This is a genomic window from Flavobacterium difficile (genome assembly GCF_011392115.1).
GTDB lineage: Bacteria > Bacteroidota > Bacteroidia > Flavobacteriales > Flavobacteriaceae > Flavobacterium > Flavobacterium difficile.
The window spans coordinates 578,884-602,686 of sequence record NZ_JAAJBT010000001.1 but is presented as its reverse complement, the minus strand read 5'-3'; the positions used below and the strand labels follow the sequence as shown (position 1 = coordinate 602,686).

The following is a 23,803-nucleotide window of genomic DNA, read 5'->3' as shown; positions in this document are numbered from 1 at the left end:
ATGAAACAAATACTTATTTTAGTGTTTTTATTTTTCTTAAACTTTACGAATGCGCAAACAACTTTTTTTAATGCTAATTTTGAAAATGCAACTGGAAATAACGCTTGGACTACTTCAACCACAGGTGGCAGTCCAAGTAGTTGGTTAAGAGGTGTAGATAATGCAGCTGGTGTGGGTCATAACAGAACAGCAATTCCATTAGTTTTTGCTGGAACTGGAAACACAACAAATTGTTTATACACACAAAGACATACTACAACTTATCAAAGTAACACTAACATTCAGGCTAATTCTCCAGTAATAAATTTTTCTGGTTATCAGAATATTACATTATCGATTAGTACAAGAACTGATATAGCAGATAACACAGATGATGGAATTAAAGTACAATATCGTTTAAATAATGGTGCATGGCAAAACTTAGGAAACGGGTTTGCAGGTTGGTACAACAGTGCTGTATCGGCGCTTGGTTCTAATGGTTGGTCTGGCGGCAACGCCGATTCGCAATGGGTTAACAGAACTATTAATATTTCAAATCAAGATATCAATTTTAACGGAAACGATGCTGTTCAGTTTAGAGTTATCTTTGCTTCTGATGCTAATAATAACGATGTAGGTGCAGCTTTTGATAACTTTAGATTAATCGGTTTTACAGCACCTGAAATCCAAGTTAGGGGAAATAATGTTAATATTCCAGACAATAATACAGCAACTTCATTAGCTGATTTTACAGATCTTGGTGGAATTTTACCAGGTAATTCTATCACAAGAACTTTTGAAATTAGAAATACAGGGTTTCAAAATTTAACTATTGGAGCTTTTACGTTTAGTGGTGTGAATGCAAGTGAATTTACATTAGTTACTCCACCAGCTGCAACTGTTATACCTGGAGGCTCAACCACATTTACCGTTCAGTTTTTACCAACAGCTTTAGGTATTAGAACTGCACAACTTTCATTTGTGAATAATGATTCAAACGAGAATCCTTTTAATTTTAATATTAGTGGTACAGGTGGTGAACCTGAGATTGTTATTAGAGGTTTAGGAAATGATGTACCAGACAACTCTTCTTCTGGAAATTTAACTAACGGAACCCTTTTTCCTAATACATTAATAGGAAATACAAATACAAGAACTTTTACTATTAGAAACACCGGAAATGCTCCTTTAAATTTTACAGGTACACCAGTAGTTCAAATTAGTGGTAGTGCAGAGTTTACGATAACTTCATTTCCAACTGGTCCAATTCCCGTAGGAGGTACATCAGACTTAATCATTTCATTTAGCCCAACAACTGCTGATAATTTTCTGGCTTTAATTACTATACTAAATAATGATACTAGCGAAAGTATCTTCGATTTTGTAGTTCAAGGAAATGGTACGGTAATAGGGACTGAAATAAACGTAAAAGGAAACGAGGAAACAATTGCGGACGGAGATGTAACTCCTTCAACTATAGATTTAACAGATTTTGGTACCACTTTTGTTGGGACACCTATTTCAATTCCTTTTCAAATTTATTCTGTAGGAACAAACACTTTAAGAGTTAATTCAACTACAGTAAGTAATGGAACCGGTTTTACTGCAACAAATATAGCACAAGACATTCCTTCTGGAGGTGTAACTTCATTTGTTGTAACTTTTACACCAACTTTAACAGGTACATTTACTGCAACAGTAACTGTAAATAATAATAGTAATGTAAATGCAGGTAAACCTATTTACACCTTTAGAGTTACAGCTCGAGTAATTGCTTTACCAACGCTTTCAAATGCGCCAGGCGGAGTTGTAACAAACTTAAAACTGTGGCTAAAAGCAGACAGAAATATTGGAACATATGCCGATGGTACTAATGTTACAACATGGCAAGACAACACTTTTGGTAGTACCAGAAATGCCAACTCGAAATTAGGAAAAAATCCAATGTTTTTTAACAATCCAACTTATAATGTAAACTTTAATCCAGTTGTACATTTTGATGGAAGTAGTGCGATGTATGCTGGTCAAGGATTTAATAATCACGACATGTTCATCGTTATTAAACCTACTAATACCATTGATAGGTTAACAAGCGCACAAGATATTTTTAGTGGAGATGACACAAATACAAACCAAGGAAGTCAGGACGTAACAGGATTTTCTATGGGAAGTACCTCCGCAAGATACAGCAATGAAGTAGTTGCTTACAATCAAGCTGCTAATACAGAATATGGAGAAGCAGAAACTAGTACAACCAAATCTTATACAGGAATACAACTTTTTAATGCAAGAAAAAGAGACAATACGAATGGTAGTTTAATGCATTTATTTAATAATGGAATACAATTAACTACAACTTCAGTTGCAACTGGAACATACAAAAACATATTAAATTCAAGATATTGGTTAGGAAGAAGTGAGTTCTTTGATGCTAGTTATAATGGAGAAATACTTGAAGTGATTACTTATGATGCCAGAAATAATGATGCCAATAGGAGAAGAATTGAATCTTATTTAGCCATAAAATATGGAATTACTTTAGGATTAAATGGAACCAGTTTAGATTATGTAGATTCTAATGGAACAACCATTTATAATGCTTCTGCTGGTTTTAATTTCGATATCGCCGGAATTGGAAGAGATGATTTAGCACAGTTAAATCAGAAACAATCTAAAACAGAAAATAAAATAAATGACATTACTATAGGTTTAAGTGATATTTTTGAAACAAATAGTTTAAATACAAATACTTTCCAAGGAAATAGAAGATTTTTGGTTTGGGGTAATGATAACGGAACATTAGGAGCTGCAACACCTCTTATAGCAAATATTAGTTCGGGAATCACACCAGCACTTACTACAGATGTTGAATTTACATCAGTTGAAAGAAAATGGAGAGTAGTAGAAACTGGTGGAGATGTTGGTACTGTTAAAGTTTCAATACCTTCAGTAATGCTTACTGCAACACTAGCACCTCCAGGTGATTTTTACATGTTAATTTCTGACACTCCAACTTTCACAGCTACTGCAGAATATCGAGTAATGACATTAAATGGATCTAATTTAGAAACAAATTACGATTTTAATGGAACAAAATACATCACTTTTGGATATTCTCCAGATAAAACTTTTGCAAGATCAATAGATTTTAATGGTACATCAGATTATATTAATTCTGGAAATAACGTAAACTTAGAAAATGAATTTACTGTATCGGCTTGGATTAAAAGAGATGCTGTAAACGGAAGTATTTTAAGTAAAAAAAATGCAACAACTGGATACGAGTTTTACATTAACGCTACAGGAAATGCCCAGATGACTTGGACTAATGGTGGTGCTGTACAAAACATCACTTCGACAATTGTTATTCCAGCTTCAAAATGGCATTATATAACTGTTTCTTATGATGGAACTGCCGCTAAAATGTATATTGATGGGGTATTAAATAATACGGTAAACTTATTAAGACCACAAGCAAATACATTCGACTTTTTAGTCGGTGCTGCAAATTCGGCTTCCCCTACCCGTTTTTTCAATGGTACTATTGATGAAGTTCGAGTTTGGGATATGGAAATTACCGAAAGTCAAATTAGATTTTTAATGAATCAAGAAATGGACAAACATTCAGATGGTAATATCAAAGGAAGTATAATTCCGCAAAACATTTCTTTAAATGAAGTAGTTTCATTATCATGGAATAATTTACTGGTATATTATCCAATGTCTACTTTTAGTTTCACTAATTTAAAAGATAAATCAGATAATAATGTGGTTGGTGCGTTAAGAAATTTAACTACTGTAGACAGACAAACGGCGCCACTGCCTTATGAATCTGCTGCTAATGGAAACTGGAATACTGCCACTACATGGACAAACAGTGCACTAAACTATATTCCTAATTCAAATTCAGTAATTAATGGTACGACACCAATCGATTGGAATATTGTAAGAATTAATAATAATGTTACCTCTACTGGAAACAAAACGGTATTAGGAGCAATTGTAAATTCAACTAGAAACTTAAATATTGGAAATGATACCAAACTAGAAATATCTCATTATTTATTATTAAATGGTAAAATCGACTTAGTTGGTAGATCGCAATTAATTCAAACGTTAAATAGCGACTTAGATGTTACCAGTACAGGTATATTGGAAAGAGATCAACAAGGAACAGGAAACTTATTTAATTATAACTATTGGTCATCTCCTGTAAGTACCGTTTCAAGTTCTGTTGCTAATAATACTGGGTATTCTATAAATAATGCTATGAAAAATGGAACAAATGCTGCAACGCCATCTAACATCAACTGGGTTAGTGGATTCAATGGAAGCACAACTCCTTTTAATATTGCTAGAAGATGGTTATATAAATTTACAAACTTATCTCCAGATTATGCCAACTGGCAAGTAATTAATGAAAATTCAACTTTAGAAACTGGACAAGGTTACACTATGAAAGGTAGTGGTGTAGCTGCACCTCCTGCTATTTCTACTCAGAATTATGTATTTGTAGGAAAACCTAATAACGGTTTAATAAATTCAACAGGATTGAATATTGGCCCAGGAAGTAACAACTTAATCGGAAACCCATATCCATCTGCTTTAGATGCTACTGCATTTATTAATGATAACTTGTCACGTATTAATGGAACTTTATACATTTGGGAACATTATGCTACTAATAACACACATATTTTAGCAGGATATCAAGGCGGATATGCAACTAGAACGGTATTAGGTGGTGTAGCCCCAGTAGCACCTGCTATGATTAGTGGTGCCGGTTCAAGCTCTAGAGTTCCTGGTAGATTTATTCCTGTTGGACAAGCTTTCTTTGTACAAGGAAATGCAACTGGAGGAACCATTAACTTTAATAATAACCAACGTTTATTCATCAAAGAAGACAATGCAAATTCTAACGTAATGTTTAGAAATGCTTCTGAATCTGTTACTAGTTTAGAATCGAATCAAGAAGATCAATATGAGCAAAGTCCTTTTCAATTAATTCGCTTAGGTTACACGGCCATAGAAGAAAACATGAAAAGACAATTGTTACTTGGTTTTACACCCAACAATATTGCGTCTTCTGGGTATGACAATGGGTATGATGGCGTAGCATTTGACATACAATCAAATGATGCATATTTTCCATTGGGAGACATAAAATTAGTTATTGAAGCAGAAGGAGCATTTACCGAAAATGGTATTTTCCCAGTGACTTTAAAATCAAGCGTGAATGGAAATGGTAAGTTTTATTTAGAGGAAGTAGTAAACTTGCCTACAAGTCAAGGTATCTATTTACATGATAACGTGACAGACGTATATCACGATTTAAGAGCTGGTGAAGTAACTATTCCTCTTACTACCGGTGAAATTGCAAATCGCTATACTATTCGATTTAAAAACAATGATTCTACCTTAACTAATGATACGTTTGAATCTACTACAAATTCGTTTTATCACTCTAAAAATGAATTAATCTTTATGGAAAAAATGCTGAGCGAAACCATTAAAGAAGTGAAAATATTCAATGTATTAGGACAAAATGTTAAAACTTGGAAAGGTTCAGAAATTGATGCCAATTCAAGTGAAGTAAAATTGTCTACAAAAGAATTTGCTAACGGTGTATACATTGTTAATGTAACCACAGAAAAAGGTAAATATTCTAAAAAAATCATAGTTGAGTAATCTCAATACATAATAAATATTAAATTTCTTACAAATGAGCTCGATAAAAAATCGGGCTCATTTATTTTTACACCACAAAACAAAAAGGTGCAAATGGAAAAATAAAAAAGTATAAAAAAGCTTTACGAAAACGATTGAAATATATACTTTTGCATCAAATTAGTAACACAATCTATATTTTCATGAACAACAACACTATTTACGAAAAAGAATTAGCTTTTCAAGCAGACAGGAGAAAAGCCTGTGTAGAATTCGTTAGAATTATAAGCGACTTATGGTTCGACAAATCTATTGAATTAGTATTATTTAGAAATCAATTAATTGATAGAAATGTTTCTGACATCATAAACTTACACGAATATGCTGGTGCTTTTGTAGAAAAACCAATTAACATTTTCGATTCGGTTGAAATTGCCAGAGCAATTGAAAATTTAGATTTACCACCATCAAGAATTGATATTGGAAAATTAACTTACGAATTTCATTTAGAAGACGACAAATATAATGACGCTACAGCATTTGTGATTGACAAATTAAAAAATGCAAAAGATACATCTGAAATTAAACCTAAAGATGTTGTACTTTATGGATTTGGGCGTATTGGACGTTTATTAGCTCGTGAAATGATGAGTAAAATTGGTAAAGGACAACAATTACGTTTACGTGCTATTGTAACTCGTGATAAAAATGATGCGGTTTTATTAGAAAAACGTGCTTCATTATTACGTTACGATTCTGTTCACGGTGATTTTGAAGGTTCAGTTACTGCCGATCCAGAAAATAATGCTTTAATTATCAACGGAACTACAGTTCATATCATTACAGCCAATTCTCCAGAAGAAATTGACTATACAGCCTACGGAATTAACGATGCATTAGTTATCGACAACACAGGAGCTTTCACAACGGAAGAAGCTTTAGCCAGACATTTAACTTCAAAAGGTGCAGATAAAGTTTTACTTACTGCGCCAGGAAAAGGAGTTCCAAATATCGTATATGGTGTAAACCACGAAGATTACAATCCAGATGAAGTAAATATTTTCTCTGCGGCATCTTGTACCACAAACGCTATCACTCCTATTTTAGCCGTTATTGAAGAAACTTTAGGTGTGGTTAAAGGACATTTAGAAACAATTCATGCCTATACAAACGACCAAAACTTGGTAGACAACATGCATAAAAAATACCGTCGTGGTAGAGCAGCTGGTTTAAACATGGTAATTACTGAAACTGGTGCTGGTAGTGCCGTTGCAAAAGCTTTACCAAGTTTAACTGGTAAATTAACTTCAAATGCTATTCGTGTTCCTGTTCCAAATGGTTCATTGGTGGTTTTAAATTTAGAAGTTGGAAAAACAACATCGGTTAAAGAAATCAATCAAATTATGAAAAAATATGCTCTTGAAGGCAACTTAGTAGAGCAAATTAAATATTCAATGAACAACGAATTAGTATCTTCAGATATCGTTGGAACTTCTCAACCTTCAATTTACGACAGCAATGCTACAATCGTTTCTGGAGATGGAAAAAATATTGTTTTATACATTTGGTATGATAACGAATATGGTTACAGTCACCAAGTTATTCGTTTAGCAAAATACATCGCTAAAGTTAGACGTTACATGTACTACTAATAGTTAGCAACTTAAAATTTAAGAATCCGTCTCAGTTAAAATTGAGACGGATTTTTATTTTACATACACTTTTCGTAATAAACTAAATAAAAAAACTACAGTTCTTCATTAATTTATCTATATTCGTAAAAAATATTAAATTATGAAAAAAATTAAACTATTATGTTTTGCGATTTTACTGGTTTCGCAATTAGGATTTTCGCAAAAGAAAAAAATTGCAGTAGTTACATTCTATGCCAATAAAATGGTAGGTTTTGATGAATTAGGTATTGGTTCTGAGTTACTATTAAAAGAAGTTTTAAATTTAAGAGACGATCCTAATTTCAATTTAACTCCTTTATTAGAACAATATCACTCAAATTTTTTCAATACGTATTCTAAAGAATTACCTTTTGATTTGTTACCTGAAAACGAAGTACTTGATAATCCTTCTTATCAGGCATTTGAACCTAAATTTGATCTATCTAAATTTCAGGCAAGAGATTACCTAATGTATAACAAATACAAATACATTTACGAGGGATTAGGCGGACAAGCAAATGAAGTGGCTGTTGCTAAATTATTTGCAGATAAAGCAGATGGTGTTTTGTTTGTAAATATAGATTTTGCGCTAGAAAAAGGATTTGGTATTGGCGGAACGGCTACTGTAAAAATGAGAGCAACAACTAGAATGGCATTATATAATAAATCTGGCGCTAAAGTTTTTGCTTTTTCTGAATCAGAACGTTCGAAAAAAACATCTGTTATGGTTGGAGGTATTCCTGTTATGAGTCCTGAAAAAATATTACCAATGTGTGAAAGTGCATTAACAGAACTTATGGGCGATTTAAGCAAAAGAATAGCTAAAATCACTAAGAAATCTGAAATGAAGTTATAAAATAGATTATTTTGTATAAAAAAACTGCCTTAATAAAGGCAGTTTTTTTTTGGTTTCATAATTGAATTTCTTTGAATCCTTGAATTCTATTTATTTAAAAAAGTGTTTCCTATACAAACTTACAACTTCTTAAATTTTGTTTAAACAGATTTTTTCTGTGTCAAATAATAAACTGGAATACCTAACAAAACAATAAACAAGCCTAAACCAGTGTTTTTCGTATCGTAAATCAATAAAATAACACTAATTATAGTTATTAAAACAATATATAAACTTGGAACAAACGGATATCCAAAAGCTTTGTAAGGTCTTGGTGTATCTGGCTCTTTTTTGCGAAGAATAAAAATTCCATAAATCGTAAGAATGTAAAACAATAAATTAGCAAAAGTGGCATACGTAAGTAAATCGCCATACTTTCCAGATAAACATAATACTGAAGCCCAAATGCATTGCATCCAAAGTGCGGTTTCTGGAACCTGATTTTTATTTAATTTTCCTGCACTTTTAAAGAACAAACCATCTTTACTCATGGCGTAAAATAACCTTCCACCAGCTAAAATTAAGCCTGAATTACATCCAAACGTAGATACCATAATCAAAGCAGCCATAATAAAAACACCAGCATTTCCAAAAATTACAGAAGCTGCACTTGCCCCTAACCTATCTTCGTTAGCATATTTAATTCCTTGACCAATAAAATCTTCGGAAAGAGGATTTCCTTCCAAAGGAAGCAAAGAAAAATAAGCCAAATTGGCTAATAAGTAAATCACAGTTACAATTAGAGTTCCTAAGAACAAACTTTTAGGAATGTTTTTTTGAGGTTCTTTAATTTCACCCGCTATAAATGTAATATTATTCCAAGCATCAGATGAAAACAAAGAATTTATCATGGTAAAACCAAGCATTCCAATAATGGCAAATCCTGTTAAAATTTCTGTTTTTGTAACTCCATCTACTACTGTAGTTTTAGATGCAGTCCACATATCTGTAAAATTATTAGCTAAAGTATCCGATTGCAATCCAACATATAAACCAAAAATAATTAAAGCAAATAAAGCTATTAATTTAGCTGCTGTAAATACAAATTGTAGGTTCTTTCCACTTTTAACACCCTGATTATTAATAATTGTTAAAATAACAATACTAAAAATAGCTAACAGTTGTTGGTATTGAATTTTATAGGAACCAATTTCAAGTAAATTTTCACTTAATACTGGAAAAAATATAGCGGTATATTTAGTGAATGCTACGGCCACTGCGGCAATTACGCCTGTTTGAACTACTGTAAAGACAGTCCAACCGTATAAAAAGGAAAGCATTTTACCATAAGCCCGTTGAATGTATACGTATTGTCCACCCGCTTTTGGCATCATTCCTGCTAATTCGCCATAACTTAAAGCGGCTGCTAGTGTAAGTAAACCTGTTAAAACCCATGCTAATAAAATCCAACCCGCACCGCCAATATCTCTAGCCATTATAGAGGTTACAATAAATATTCCGGAACCAATCATCGAACCGGCGACTAAACTAGTGGCATTTAATAATCCTAATTCTTTTTTAAACTCTGTTTTGTTTTCCATTGTAAAATTATAGTTTCGCTAAAGATAAAAAAAGAAAATGATTCTTGATATTTTTATTTCAACAAACCAGCACACGAAAACGAAAACTATAATCTTTTAAAAAAAATTACTCAGTAATCACCCTATTTATTTGAATGAATCGTTTCTGGTAATACGATTCGTTTACCGATGAAATTATAACGCCTGAACTTGTAGAAGAATGTACGAATTTAATATCATTTTCAGTTACTTCAGTAATTAACCCAACATGATTAATTCTTGAAGAACCGTTAGTGGCGAAGAAAATTAAATCGCCTTTTTGCGCTAATTTTTTATCGATTTTCATGCCAATTTCTGCCTGCTCGAAAGATGATCTTGGCAATTCCATAGCAATAGTTTTAAAAGATGAAAACATCAAACCCGAACAATCAAAACCAGCAGCATCCGTACCTCCACTTCTATATCTTGTTCCTATTCTACTGGTAGCTGTGGCTATTACAGCTTCAATTTTAGACAATCCTTCTACTGAATTAGGCTTAATTTCTTCGACTGTAACAATCTCATTTGGTATTTCTTCTTTTATTATTTTTTCAGCTGTACGAATAAGCAATCGTGTTCCAACAGAAAGTTCCGATTTAATTTGAGGATTTAACTGTTCTAACTCGGCAATTGAAATTTTGTATTTTTTTGAAAGTCCGTATTTAGTTTCTTTAGGTAAAACCGTGTGAAAAACATCTTGAGAAGTAGCATTAATGACAGTTTTATCCGTATCATTTTTCGAATTTTCAAAAACTACTTTTGGTTTTTCAAGCTCTTTATTTTCTGTTATTGGTTTCTTGTTCGCATCAGAAATTTTTAAAATCATCCCTGTTTTTAAACCTTCTAGTTCAATACTTGGATTTAATTTTTTTATTTTTTCGATACTAATATTGTATTTTTTTGATAATCCGAATAACGTTTCTTTAGCAACAACAGTATGTTCTATGATTTGCTCTGTTACCTTTTTTTCAGAAATCTGTAGTATTGCATTTACTGTTAAACCCTTTTTGGCCGTCGGATTTAATTCTTCTAATTGTGCAACTGAAACCTTGTATTTTTTTGAAATACTGTAAAGAGTTTCGCCTTTTTGCACCTTATGTGTTTGGATTTCTTGAGAAAAACCAAAAAATACAAAAAGAAAAAACAGACTTGTGATAAAAAATTTCATTTAGTAGTAACGTGAGAAGTTTCGGAATAGTATAAAAAAAGTGCAAGCATTAAACTAATACTTACACTGCTATTGAATTTATTTAGATATTATCTTTTGTAATTCTGTTTCGCTACCCAATCAGCATATTTAGCAGCAACTTTTAAATGTGCATCATAATCTGTTGCAAATTCATGGTAACCAAAACGCTCTACACTAGCACAAAAATAAAAATAATCGTGTTTTTCAGGACTTAAAACTGCATCAATTGCTGAAACGTCTGGCATAAAAATTGGCCCTGGAGGCAATCCTGTATTTCTGTAAGTATTATATGGAGAACTTGTCATTAAATCATTGTTCATTACACGTTTAACCACTAAATCCCAATTGTTAGATTTTTGTTTTAGAGCATAAATTACTGTTGGATCTGCTTGTAAAGGCATATTTTTATTTAAACGATTTAAATATACACCTGCAACTTTTGGTCTTTCATCTGCTTTAGCTGTTTCTTTATGCACGATTGAAGCCAAAGTATACACTTGAGCTGGAGTTAAATTTAAGGCTTTGGCTTTAGCTAATCTACCCTCATTCCAAAATCTTTTGTATTCTTTCGTTAATTTTTCAGCTAATTCTTCAGGCGTGATATTCCAATAAAATTCATAGCTATTTGGAATAAAAAATGACATAACATTGTCGTTGTTTAAACCATTTTCTTGTAAGAAAGAATCGTTAGTAAAAATCTCCTTTAATTTTGTGGTATCTGGTTCAATTTGCGAAGCCAATCTTACGAATAAATCTTGAACTTTTTCTTGATTGTTGAATGCTAATTTCACCGGAACATTCAAACGTAATGAACGAACAATACTGAAACTACTCATTCCTTTCTTTAATAAAAACTTACCAGGTTTAACATTTACATCATAGCCTCTCTTTGAAGCTACCCAATCAATTTTATCTTGATTTTCTATGTAGGGTGCTAAAATTTTCTTTACATCTTCATATTTCGAATCGGTTGGTACGTATACAAATACTTCCTCTTCTTGAAATTTTGTATTTCCTGTAAAGGCTTTATTGATTACATATCCACCACAAAGTATTAAGAATATTGCTCCAATACTGATAATTCTTAAGAATAATTTTTTTGCTCCCAAAATTTTTATTTTTTATGTATTAGTTGAAAAAGTACTTCATCAACAAAAGTATCTTTTATTTTGATCCAATCTTTTTTAATTCCGATTTTTTGAAACCCAAAATTAGTAAAAAGCTGTAAACTAGCTTCATTATTTGTAGTAATATTTGCAAATAATTGATGTAAATTTAAATGGGTAAAAGCATAATCAGAAATCAATTGTAAGGTTTCTTTTCCAATACCCTGATTTCTAAAGGTTGAGGAAATAATTATTCCTAAACCAGCGCGACAATTTTTCGCATCAAAATCGAACAAATCTATTAATCCGACATTTTCATTAGTTTCTGACAACACAATAACCAAACGCAATTGCTTAGCTTCATAAATATCTTGATGCGCGTTTTCTAAGTAATTTTTCAACACCCATTTACTGTATGGCGTTTGCGTATTACTCACTTCCCAAATCGATTCGTTGTTTTCTATTTCATAAAGAAAATCTAAATCTTCGGGTTCGAGTGCACGCAAATGGATATTTTTTCCTTTTAATGTCATAATTTATTTTTTACCGCAAAAACACTAAGGTTTTCGCAAGGATCGCAAAGATTTTTTAATTACTTAATGCTTCTTTAATCTTCATCGCACATTTTTCACCATCGATTGCTGCAGAAATGATTCCGCCTGCGTAACCTGCTCCTTCTCCACAAGGATACAAACCTTTAATTTGAACGTGCTCTAAAGTAAAATTATCTCTAGGAATACGAACGGGAGAAGACGTTCTACTTTCTGGTGCGTGTAAAATGGCGTCATTCGTTAAATAACCTCGCATTGCTTTTCCGAAAGCTGAAAAACCTTCTCGCATCGTTTGAGTTAAAAAAGATGGAAAAACTTCACCTAATTCTACCGAAGTTGTTCCAGGCACGTAGGAGGTTTTTGGAATGTCTTTTGAAATTTTCGTTTGTGTAAAATCGATCATTCTTTGTGCGGGAACTTTTTGCGTTTTGCCAGCCACTTGCCAAGCTTTTTGTTCAATTGCCTTTTGAAATTCCATTCCAGCTAAAGGCCCGAATTTTTCGAAAGGTTTGAAATCTTCCAAACGCAATTCGACTACAATTCCAGAATTGGCAGTAGCCTGATCTCGTTTACTTGGACTCCATCCATTCGTCACCACTTCCCCATCTGCTGTGGCGCAAGGTGCAATTACACCACCAGGACACATACAAAACGAATACATTCCGCGACCATTAACTTGTTTGACAATGGAATAAGGAGATGGCGGTAAATACTCACCACGAAAATCACAAGAATATTGAATCTGATCGATTAATTGTTGTGGATGTTCGGCACGAACGCCTAATGCGAATGGTTTTGCTTCGATGAAAATCTCTTTTTTATGTAACAATTCGAAAATATCTCGAGCAGAATGTCCGGTGGCTAAAATGATTTTTTTGGAATGGATTGTTTCTCCATTTTGTGTGACAATTCCGTCCACTTCATTATTCTTTACCAAAATATCAGTAACACGAGTTTCGAATAAAACTTGTCCGCCACATTCGATAATTTTCTCACGAATGTCTTCTATAATTTTTGGTAATTTATTAGTACCAATGTGTGGATGCGCTTCTACCAAAATTTCTTCGGTAGCTCCAAAAGCTACTAAAAGTCTTAATATTCGATCTACATCTCCACGTTTTTTGGAACGTGTGTATAATTTCCCATCGGAATAAGTTCCTGCGCCGCCTTCACCGAAACAATAATTAGAATCTGCATTTACAATTCCGTCTACATTTATGGCTTTTAAATCTCTACGTCGACCACGCACCTCTTTTCCGCGTTCCACAACAATCGGTTTTAAACCTAATTCAATTAATTGTAAAGCAGCAAATAATCCGGCAGGACCAGCGCCAACCACTATAACTTCTTGTTTATTAGTTACGTTTGGATAATTAGGCAATTCAATTTTAGATTCGGTAAACACCTCATCTTTAAAATAAATATTCAGTTTTAAATTGAATTTTATAGCTTTTTGGCGGGCATCAATAGAGCGTTTAACCACCACAATTTTTTGCAAATCAGCTACAGAAGTATGTACTAATTTGGAAACGTATTGAGTTAACATTTCTTCGTTATTCGCCATTTCTGGAGAAACTTGAATGAGTAGTTCGCGTGGCATAAATATAATTTTAGCCTACAAAATTAAGGAAATATAATTGGATTCCACTTATTTTTTTAATTCGGAACGGTGATCAATATCAAGAATTTCATAAATTACTTTTAAATGATATTTGATCGTATTCTCTGAAATAAATAACAGATTAGCTATTTCTTTATTGCTTTTTCCTTCTTGAATCAGTTGAATGATTTCTTTTTGCCTGTCTGTTAAATTGAAGGAAGATAAATCTAATTTTTTGTTTCCTCTTTCATCAATTTCAATAGTTAAACGTTCAATTTCATTGTGAATTCTGATATTTTCATTTTCCGCTAAAATTCTACGTTGTTTGTTAGATTGATATAATCTAAAAGCAAAAAACAACAAAACCAGTAAGAAAAAAATCAAACCGTATAAAATATATTCAAAATACTTTTTGTTTTGTTCTTTTAATTTTTGGTTTTCATCTTCTAATTTTTTTTCTGCGAGTTCTAACTTTCCATTGGCATCCGTTGCGTCATAAAATTTCACAATTGAATCGTATTTTTTTTGCGTATAAAAGGCGTTTTTAAAGTCTTCATTTTCCTGAAAAATATTTCGCATTACTTGATACAAATACATTTCATATTTTATTTTGTTGTATTTTTTAGCTAAAACTAAGCCTTCTTTAAATGCAACATCGCGTTTGTTGTACTGTCCCATTTTATTGTAAAGTTCCATTTTTTTACCAAAAATATTGGGTAAATTTTCTGGAGAACTCGCTTGAACCATCGCTGCGGCTTCGTTTAATAATTGTTCTGATAGATTGTACTCTTTATTTAGCATTTTTATGTAACCGTCTTGCATAACAATCCATGACTTTACAGGAATGGTTAAATGTTTGAAGTTAAGTTTTCTCAATTTTTTAATTAAGGCTTCTGCTTTTATGTATTCTTGGGTATCAAAATAAACAAAACACTTTTCAGCATCTATAGTATTAACAACCTCTTCTTTTTTATCGCTTTTTAAGCCTTCAGCTAACGCTAATTCTAAGTTGTGCAAGGTTTTAGTATAATTGAAAAGTCTTTTATAGGTATATGATTTAAACAAATAAGCAAAATATTTCTCGTAAGCTGATGCGTTTTCACTATTTGTTATTTCAGATAAAATAGCAATAGATTTTTCGTATTGTAAGTTATCATTAAAGGTTTTAATCTGATTTTCTAGTACTTTGATTTTTTCGGGTTGACCAAAAAGGGAATAAAAAGATAAAAATGTAAAAAATAATGTAATAAAATACTTTTGCCTCATGCCTGATTTTTTTCCAAATATAAGAAATGTGTTATTAAAACCGAAAAGAAAAAAAAAATTTAAGTTGCTTATTTTCAAGTATTTACAAAAAACTACCCAATGGGTAGTGCCAAAACTACCCGTTAACTACCCTGTAAAAAATAGTTTCTCCTAAATCAATAAACGAATTTTGAATAAAATTAAGCGAAATGAAACTTTTAGAAAAATTAAAAAATTATATGAAACTCTTTTCTGTTAAAAGAAATGAAGCTATTTATACTTGTTTACAAAATAACATTCCATTGACTGATAATAACATTAGTGATGTTGAAGAAATTGTAAAACAAAGGAAAGTAAAATAGACAAAGTTTACCTATTGCCACTTATTTAATTATTAATATTATGAAAAATCCAGAAAAATACCGCTTAGAATTAGTACTATTTCTTTTGTATAGTATTTTATTTTTTCTGTTTTTAACTTATACTGTATAATCTAAATCTAATCTTAAACTAACTTTTATGAATCAAAAAAAATTACTCTTTGGCCTTTTATTATTTGGAGCCACACAAGTAAACGCACAACAAACTACTACTTCAACTGGTGGTAATGCCACTGGACCAAACGGAAACGTGAGTTACACTGTAGGGCAAGTCGTTTACACCACAAACACGGGAACAACTGGTTCCGTAGCACAAGGTGTGCAACAAGCTTTTGAAATTTATACACTATTAGGTGCGGATAATTTCAATATTAATTTACAAATGGCGGTATTTCCAAATCCTACTACCAATTGGTTACAATTAGATATCAAAAATTATGGTTTTGAAAAATTAAGCTATCAAGTTTTTGACATAAATGGGAAATTGGTGCTTCAAAATAAAATTAGCTCAGAAACTACAACTATTAGTATGGAAAACTTATCTAAAAACATTTATGTATTAAAGGTTTTAGATAATAACAAGGAAGTGAAGACATTTAAAATTATTAAAAAGTAAACCGTTATGAAAAACATAAAAAAACTTATAATAGCTACTTCGTTATTCATAGGAAGTTTAGTTTTTGCCCAAGCTCCAGAAAAAATGAGCTACCAAGCCGTAGTGCGTAACACTACCAATAACTTAGTAACCAACCAACCGGTAGGGATGCAAATTAGCATTTTACAAGGTTCGGCTACAGGAACAGCGGTGTATGTAGAAACGCAAACCCCAACCTCTAATGCGAATGGTTTAGTGAGCTTAGAAATTGGTGGCGGTGCAGTAGTTTCAGGAAACCTGGCTACTATCAACTGGGCAAATGGTCCGTATTTCATTAAAACAGAAACCGACCCAACAGGCGGTTCTTCTTATACTATTACAGGTACTTCTCAATTATTGAGTGCGCCTTATGCATTATATGCCAAAACTTCAGGAAGTTCAACTCCTGGTCCTGCAGGGCCACAAGGACCACAGGGACCACAAGGTATGATGGGATTAACGGGACCAGCGGGACCTCAAGGTTTAACTGGAGCATCTGGAGCACAAGGTCCAGCAGGTGCAACTGGACCAATAGGACCTGCGGGACCTCAAGGTTTAACTGGTGCAACTGGAGCGACAGGACCACAAGGCTTAACTGGACCAATGGGACCTCAAGGACCTATGGGAGCAATCGGTGCAACTGGACCACAAGGAGCTGTAGGAGCAACTGGGCAAGGTGTACCTGCTGGTGGAACTACGGGTCAAGTTTTAGCAAAAGTAAATGCTACTGATTTTAATACGCAATGGGTTACGCCAAGTACAGGTGGAAGTGGAGCACAAGTAGCTTTATATGCCACAAAAACTGCCAACCCTCAAGTTTTGTCATTAGCGAATGGAGTAAATACAGGCGATTTAGTGACGTATAACAATGTCATCACTTCAAACACGACTTTCGGTACATACAATACAGCGACCAATACGTTCACAGTAAGTCAAGCTGGTGTGTATTACATACAGGCTAACACCCGAACCCCGGACGCATCACCCGCAACGAACACAACGAATCAGTTCTTGTTTGTTGATGTCGATAATGCAGGTATTACCGGTGTAAATAATATAATAACTGATTACCAAGCAGCCAACAACACAAATTTCCCCTCTGGAGTGAAAGGAAAAGGGTTTACGTCTGTGATGTATTTCCTTAATGCAGGTCAAACCATAAATATAAAAGGATTAACAGCCAACTCATCTACATTAAGTCAGCCTTTGAATACTAATGGTAGTTGCCAGTTCATGATAGTGAAGATGTAATCATCGCACTTTGTTTAAAAATATACATGACATGAAAAAATTACTTTATTCCATAGTTGCATTCACACTAAGTTTTAGTGCTTTAGCCCAAGCTCCCGAGCAAATGAGCTACCAAGCCGTGGTGCGTAACACTTCCAACAACTTAGTAACCAACCAACCGGTGGGCATGCAAATTAGCATTTTACAAGGTTCGGCTGCAGGAACAGCCGTTTATGTAGAAACACAAACTCCAACCTCTAATGCAAACGGATTAGTGACGCTAGAAATTGGTGGTGGTACAGTAGTTTCAGGAAACCTGGCTACTATCAACTGGGCAAATGGTCCGTATTTCATAAAAACAGAAACCGATCCAACAGGCGGTTCTTCCTACACCATTACAGGTACTTCTCAATTATTGAGTGCGCCTTATGCTTTATATGCTAAAACTTCAGGAAGTTCAACTCCTGGTCCAGCAGGACCACAGGGACCTCAAGGACCTCAAGGACCTCAAGGTATAATGGGATTAACGGGACCTGCGGGACCTCAAGGTTTAACTGGAGCTACTGGAGCACAAGGACCAGCAGGTGCTACTGGACCTGCTGGACCTCAAGGTTTAACTGGAGCAACAGGACCACAAGGACCACAAGGCTTAACTGGACCAATGGGACCTCAAGGACCTATGGGAGCAATCGGTGCAACTGGACCACAAGGAGCTGTAGGAGCAAATGGGCAAGGTGTACCTGCTGGTGGAACTACGGGTCAAGTTTTAGCAAAAGTAAATGCTACTGATTTTAATACGCAATGGGTAACACCCGCAGTTGGAGGTTCAAGTTTACCATCACAAACAGGTAACGCTGGAAAGTTTTTAACTACCGATGGCACTAATGCAAGTTGGGGTACAGGTGGTTTAGCTGTTTATGATGCTAATAACGTTAGACTTGGTGCAGTAAATAGCGTAAATGCTGCTGCAACAAATCCAAATGCTAATATTGTTACGAGCACAGGGCATTATATTTCTGTATACTTATTAGAACCAGTGAATGATGATAATTATGTAGGATCACAAATTTATTGGACAACCAGTGGCTGTACTGGAACACCTTATCTAAATGCAGGAAGCTCTACAATCCAAAAACGTTGGGCAAGATCTTTGGTATATTCACAATCTGCCAATAAAATATATACGTTAAGTAATCCAAACGCAGTAGGTTTAGCTTCAAGTGCAATTATTTTAACAAATGGATTTTTGGAGTCAAACACGTGCAGCACTACTTCTTCTCCCATTTCTCAATCTTTATTTCCATTAACAGAAGTTGCTAGTCCAGCTAGTGTAGGTTTGCCTAGTAGTATTGCTTATCCGTGCAGTATTAGATAATAAACTAAGTAATCCTTTATTAGATTTAATTAAAAAAATTAAAAACAAAACGGCATCAAGAAACACCATCTTGGTGCCATTTTAAAAAAAATATTAAATGAGAAAACTCTTCTTTTTGGGTTTAAGCCTTTTCGCTTTAAACACATTCGCCCAAGCTCCTGAAAAAATGAGCTACCAAGCCGTGGTGCGTAACACTACTAATAATTTAATAACCAACCAACCGGTAGGCATGCAAATTAGCATTTTACAAGGTTCGGCTACGGGAACAGCCGTTTATGTAGAAACACAAACCCCAACCTCTAATGCAAACGGTTTAGTGAGCATAGAAATAGGTGGTGGTTCAGTAGTTTTAGGAAACATGGCTACTATCAACTGGGCAAACGGTCCGTATTTCATCAAAACAGAAACTGATCCAACAGGCGGTTCTTCCTACACCATTACAGGTACTTCTCAATTATTGAGTGCGCCTTATGCTTTATATGCTAAAACTTCAGGAAGTTCAACTCCTGGTCCAGCAGGACCACAGGGACCTCCAGGTATCCAAGGTCCAGCAGGAACTAACGGTTTAGACGGAGCAACTGGTCCAATGGGACCACAAGGACCTCAAGGCTTAACTGGACCACAAGGCCCAGCAGGAGCTAATGGTTTAGAGGGTGCAACAGGTCCAATGGGTCCGCAAGGTATTCAAGGTCCAGTAGGTCCAGCAGGAACTAACGGTTTGGACGGAGCAACTGGTCCAATGGGACCTCAAGGTCCTCAAGGTTTAACAGGACCACAAGGCCCAGCAGGCGCAAACGGTTTAGACGGAGCAACAGGTCCTATGGGGCCTCAAGGTATTCAAGGTCCAGTAGGTCCAGCAGGTGCTAACGGTTTAGACGGTGCTACAGGTCCAATGGGTCCGCAAGGTCCGCAAGGTTTAACAGGACCACAAGGTCTAGCAGGTGCAAACGGTTTAGATGGAGCAACTGGCCCTATGGGTCCACAAGGCCCACAAGGTTTAACAGGACCACAAGGTCCAGCAGGAGCTAACGGTTTAGACGGAGCAACTGGTCCAATGGGACCACAAGGACCTCAAGGCTTAACTGGACCACAAGGTCCAGCAGGAGCTAATGGTTTAGATGGTGCAACAGGTCCAATGGGACCACAAGGTATTCAAGGTCCAGTAGGTCCAGCAGGAGCTAACGGTTTAGACGGAGCTACAGGTCCAATGGGTCCGCAAGGTCCACAAGGTTTAACAGGACCACAAGGTCCAGCAGGAGCTAACGGTTTAGACGGAGCAACTGGCCCTATGGGTCCACAAGGTATTCAAGGTCCAGTAGGTCCAGCAGGTGCTAACGGATTAGATGGTGCAACAGGTCCTATGGGTCCTCAAGGTCCTCAAGGTTTAACAGGGCCACAAGGCCCAGCAGGTGCTAACGGTTTAGACGGAGCTACAGGTCCAATGGGTCCGCAAGGTCCACAAGGTTTAACTGGACCACAAGGCCCAGCAGGAGCTAATGGTTTAGATGGTGCAACAGGTCCAATGGGACCACAAGGTATTCAAGGTCCAGTAGGTCCAGCAGGAGCTAACGGTTTAGACGGAGCTACAGGTCCAATGGGACCTCAAGGTCCAGCAGGTCCAGCGGGAGCAAACGGTTTAGATGGAGCAACTGGTCCAATGGGACCACAAGGCCCACAAGGTTTAACAGGACCACAAGGTCCAGCAGGAGCAAATGGTTTAGATGGTGCAACAGGTCCAATGGGACCACAAGGTTTAACAGGTCCACAAGGTCCAGCAGGAACCCCTGGTGCTAACGGACAAGGTGTGCCAACAGGTGGAACAACAGGTCAAGTTTTAGCTAAAGTAAATGCTACTGATTTTAATACACAATGGGTAACACCAAGTGGCTCGGATAACTTAGGAAACCACACAGCTACTACATCTTTAAACATGAACAATAATGCCATTACAGGTGCAACCAACATTACAGCAACGGGAACAGCTACTTTAGGAGGCAATGCCTACCCAACCAACACAGGAACAAATGGTCAAGTTCTTACAACCAATGGCTCAGGTACTTTAAGCTGGGGAAGTGCTGCTGGTGGCACTCAGTCCATGCTGCGTGCTACTGCGACAACATCTCAAACGTTTCCAATTGGAACAAGTTTAGCGACACCCGATATAGCTACTTGTTTCAATAACGAAATAACAGATCCATTTAATGCATTTACAAACGGGGTGTTTACTGCTCCAAGTACAGGGTTATATTTTGTTTCAATTCAAACAGCTACATCGACTCTGATTTGTTTAGCACCAATGGTTGATGTCAATAATAATGGTGTTAACGGTGGTGAAGATTTCTGCGGTACTGTTTTTTCAAATAATCAATTACAACTTCCAAACAAAGGTCGTGGACAATTGCAATGTATGGTGTATCTTACCTCAGGGCAAACATTTTCTGTTCGCTTTTTTAATCAATCAAATGTAACTACTACAACAAACAGTAGTGATGGTAGTACCAATATAAATATTGTTAAACTCAATTAGAAACGATAGTGTAACCTAAAGGGTAGTTTTTCAAGCTACCCTTTTTTATATTTGTAACCTTTAAGACCTAATATGAAAATTTCAAAAGTATTCTATAATTTCAAAAAAGCACAATGGTTACTTTTTACAATTGCTTGCTTAGTATATGTGAACACAATTCCAAACAAATGGGCAGTTGATGATGGAATTATAATACATCAAAATAAATTTGTACAAAAAGGTGTAAAAGGAATTCCTGATATTGTAACAAAAGATGCTTTTGCCGGCTTTTATAATAAAGATGTCAATGCTGTTGAAGGGGGAAGATACAGACCAATGTCTCAAATCTTTTTTGCGTTAAATGCAGAATTTTTTGCAAAAGAAACAAAAGTAGCTACCACTGAAATTGATACTCCAAGAGTTGGTACTAAAGATATATCAGAAACAACTTGGTTTCCAAATTGGCTTCATTTTTTAAATATGCTTTGGTATGGTTTACTTTGTTTGCTCATCTATCGAACGTTAGTACTGCTTTTTACGAAAAACCATACAGACGAAAGTCCAAAAAACTATTCTATTGCTTTTATAACTACTTTGCTTTTTACTGTTCACCCTTTGCATACAGAAGTTGTGGCTAACGTAAAAGGTTTAGACGAAATTTTAGCACTTTTAGGTGCCATTTATGCGTTATATGGCATTTTAAAATCTTACTATTCGAATTCAACTCGAAGTAAACAAATTTGGAGTTTTGTGGCTTTGTTTAGTTTTACTTTTGCTCTTTTCTCTAAAGAAGCTGCCATTACTTTTGTAGCTATAATTCCAATGGCTTTATTTGTTTTTACGAATGCTTCTGCCAAAGCAATTTTCAAATTAAGTGCACCTTTAATGCTTCCTGTACTTTTATTTTTAGGTGTTAGACAAGCAGTCTTAAACCCAACAGATGCAAAAGAAATCCCAAAAGAATTACTAAATGATCCTTTTTTGGTTTATAACCCTAATGCAACTTACGAAGCGTTTTATCCAAATGCTGATGTAAAAAAAATAAAAAGTATCGACCAAAATACGCTTCAAAAAATGCCAAAAAGCAACGAATTGGCAACTAATTTTTATACATATAGTGTTTATTTAAAACTTTTAATAGCGCCTTATCCGCTAACGGTTGATTATTACCCAAGGCACATTGAGGTGAAATCATTCGCCTCGCCAGTGGTACTATTTTCTGTAGTATTGCATTTATTTTTATTGATTTGGGCCATGAGAAACATTCGAAACAGAAATTGGATAGCTTTTGGTATTTTGTATTACTTCATCACTTTTTCTGTTGTTTCCAATTTCTTTTTTTCAATTGGTGCCAATATGGCTGAACGTTTTATGTTTATGCCTTCACTCGGTTTTTGTTTGATAGTTGCCATATTTTCAATAAAATTAGCTGAAAATTGGAATCGAAAAAAACAAAATCTTGGATTTTCTCGCATAGCTTTCATTTTAGGAGCCATTACCCTATTGTTTGGAACTTTAACCATTCAGCGTAATTTCGATTGGAAAGATAATTTGACCTTATTTTCAAAAGATGTACTGATTTCTTCTAACAGTGCTAAAATTAATTTTGATTTAGCCGCATTGAAATTAGAAGAATCAGAAAAATTACTAAGAGAAAAAAATAAAGAAACGGCTAACTTTTCTAAAGTGGAAAGAGACAATGCTATAACTGAATTAGATGGCGACCGTTATAGAACTTCAATGGAAGCGATTCCGTTATTGGAAAAGTCGGTAACTATTCATCCACTATATACTATTGCTTGGCTTAAGTTGGGTAATGCGTACCATTATTTGGGCCAATTAGCAAGTAATGGTAAAGAATCGAATAAAATGTATTTGGAAAAAGCCCAAGCGGCTTATCAAGTAGTAAAAGAATTAGAAGGGAAAAACACAGCTCAAATTGCTTCTGAATACTTGGGAATTTGTTTGATGGATTATGGGAAACTGATTGGGCAACAATTTGGGAATTTGCCTTTAGCTACTACATATTTGGAACAAGCCAAAAGTATAAATCCTAAAGAAGCAGAAATTTATTTGCTTTTGGGAACGGTTTATGCCTTACAAAACAATTTTGATGAAGCCATTAAAAATGCCAAAATCAGTATAGAATTACAACCTAATAATGAGGAGTACAAACGAAATTTAGAAACCATTTTAGCGTTAAGGACTAAGTAA

At 34.7% G+C, this 23,803-nt stretch carries 15 protein-coding genes; 9 read left to right on the top strand and 6 right to left on the bottom strand.

Features of this window, described 5'->3' with window-relative positions:
- The 3 genes from G4D72_RS02545 to G4D72_RS02535 all read left to right on the top strand — a co-directional run bounded on the left by G4D72_RS02545 (position 1) and on the right by G4D72_RS02535 (position 8,175).
- On the top strand, positions 1 to 5,667 hold the full coding sequence (locus G4D72_RS02545; protein WP_166076014.1) for a choice-of-anchor D domain-containing protein: 5,667 nt from the start codon (positions 1 to 3) through the stop codon (positions 5,665 to 5,667).
- A 182-nt stretch (positions 5,668 to 5,849) separates the two neighbouring features.
- Positions 5,850 to 7,298 (top strand): glyceraldehyde-3-phosphate dehydrogenase, encoded by a 1,449-nt coding sequence (locus G4D72_RS02540; RefSeq protein WP_166076013.1) that lies wholly within the window; start codon positions 5,850 to 5,852, stop codon positions 7,296 to 7,298.
- A gap of 142 nt (positions 7,299 to 7,440) precedes the next feature.
- Positions 7,441 to 8,175, top strand: coding sequence for a hypothetical protein (locus G4D72_RS02535; protein WP_166076012.1), 735 nt, complete (start codon positions 7,441 to 7,443; stop codon positions 8,173 to 8,175).
- A 140-nt stretch (positions 8,176 to 8,315) separates the two neighbouring features.
- Here G4D72_RS02535 and G4D72_RS02530 read toward each other — a convergent pair whose 3' ends face one another.
- The 6 genes from G4D72_RS02530 to G4D72_RS02505 form a co-directional block, all read right to left on the bottom strand.
- Complete coding sequence (locus tag G4D72_RS02530; RefSeq protein ID WP_166076011.1) at positions 8,316 to 9,755, bottom strand: APC family permease; 1,440 nt, start codon at positions 9,753 to 9,755, stop codon at positions 8,316 to 8,318.
- Positions 9,756 to 9,861: 106 nt separating this feature from the next.
- Entirely contained in the window at positions 9,862 to 10,941 is a 1,080-nt protein-coding gene (locus G4D72_RS02525) for a LysM peptidoglycan-binding domain-containing protein (RefSeq protein ID WP_166076010.1), read from the bottom strand.
- A gap of 89 nt (positions 10,942 to 11,030) precedes the next feature.
- Positions 11,031 to 12,071, bottom strand: a complete 1,041-nt coding sequence (gene mltG, locus G4D72_RS02520; protein WP_166076009.1) for an endolytic transglycosylase MltG — start codon at positions 12,069 to 12,071, stop codon at positions 11,031 to 11,033.
- A gap of 5 nt (positions 12,072 to 12,076) precedes the next feature.
- On the bottom strand, positions 12,077 to 12,604 hold the full coding sequence (locus G4D72_RS02515) for a GNAT family N-acetyltransferase (protein WP_166076098.1): 528 nt from the start codon (positions 12,602 to 12,604) through the stop codon (positions 12,077 to 12,079).
- 52 nt (positions 12,605 to 12,656) lie between these two features.
- Positions 12,657 to 14,219 (bottom strand): NAD(P)/FAD-dependent oxidoreductase, encoded by a 1,563-nt coding sequence (locus G4D72_RS02510; RefSeq protein ID WP_166076008.1) that lies wholly within the window; start codon positions 14,217 to 14,219, stop codon positions 12,657 to 12,659.
- A gap of 48 nt (positions 14,220 to 14,267) precedes the next feature.
- A complete protein-coding gene (locus G4D72_RS02505; RefSeq protein ID WP_166076007.1) occupies positions 14,268 to 15,485 on the bottom strand; it encodes a helix-turn-helix transcriptional regulator in 1,218 nt (405 codons plus the stop codon).
- A gap of 188 nt (positions 15,486 to 15,673) precedes the next feature.
- On the opposite strand from G4D72_RS02505, the gene G4D72_RS02500 reads away from it, so the two are divergent.
- The 6 genes from G4D72_RS02500 (at position 15,674) to G4D72_RS02475 (ending at position 23,803) form a co-directional block, all read left to right on the top strand.
- Entirely contained in the window at positions 15,674 to 15,826 is a 153-nt protein-coding gene (locus G4D72_RS02500) for a hypothetical protein (RefSeq protein WP_166076006.1), read from the top strand.
- Positions 15,827 to 15,983: 157 nt separating this feature from the next.
- On the top strand, positions 15,984 to 16,460 hold the full coding sequence (locus G4D72_RS02495) for a T9SS type A sorting domain-containing protein (protein ID WP_166076005.1): 477 nt from the start codon (positions 15,984 to 15,986) through the stop codon (positions 16,458 to 16,460).
- 6 nt (positions 16,461 to 16,466) lie between these two features.
- Complete coding sequence (locus G4D72_RS13465; RefSeq protein ID WP_166076003.1) at positions 16,467 to 17,729, top strand: collagen-like domain-containing protein; 1,263 nt, start codon at positions 16,467 to 16,469, stop codon at positions 17,727 to 17,729.
- A 31-nt stretch (positions 17,730 to 17,760) separates the two neighbouring features.
- Entirely contained in the window at positions 17,761 to 19,083 is a 1,323-nt protein-coding gene (locus G4D72_RS13520; protein WP_220414630.1) for a collagen-like protein, read from the top strand.
- Positions 19,084 to 19,180: 97 nt separating this feature from the next.
- Positions 19,181 to 21,610, top strand: coding sequence for a hypothetical protein (locus G4D72_RS13570; protein WP_207784838.1), 2,430 nt, complete (start codon positions 19,181 to 19,183; stop codon positions 21,608 to 21,610).
- A gap of 72 nt (positions 21,611 to 21,682) precedes the next feature.
- Entirely contained in the window at positions 21,683 to 23,803 is a 2,121-nt protein-coding gene (locus G4D72_RS02475) for a hypothetical protein (RefSeq protein ID WP_166076002.1), read from the top strand.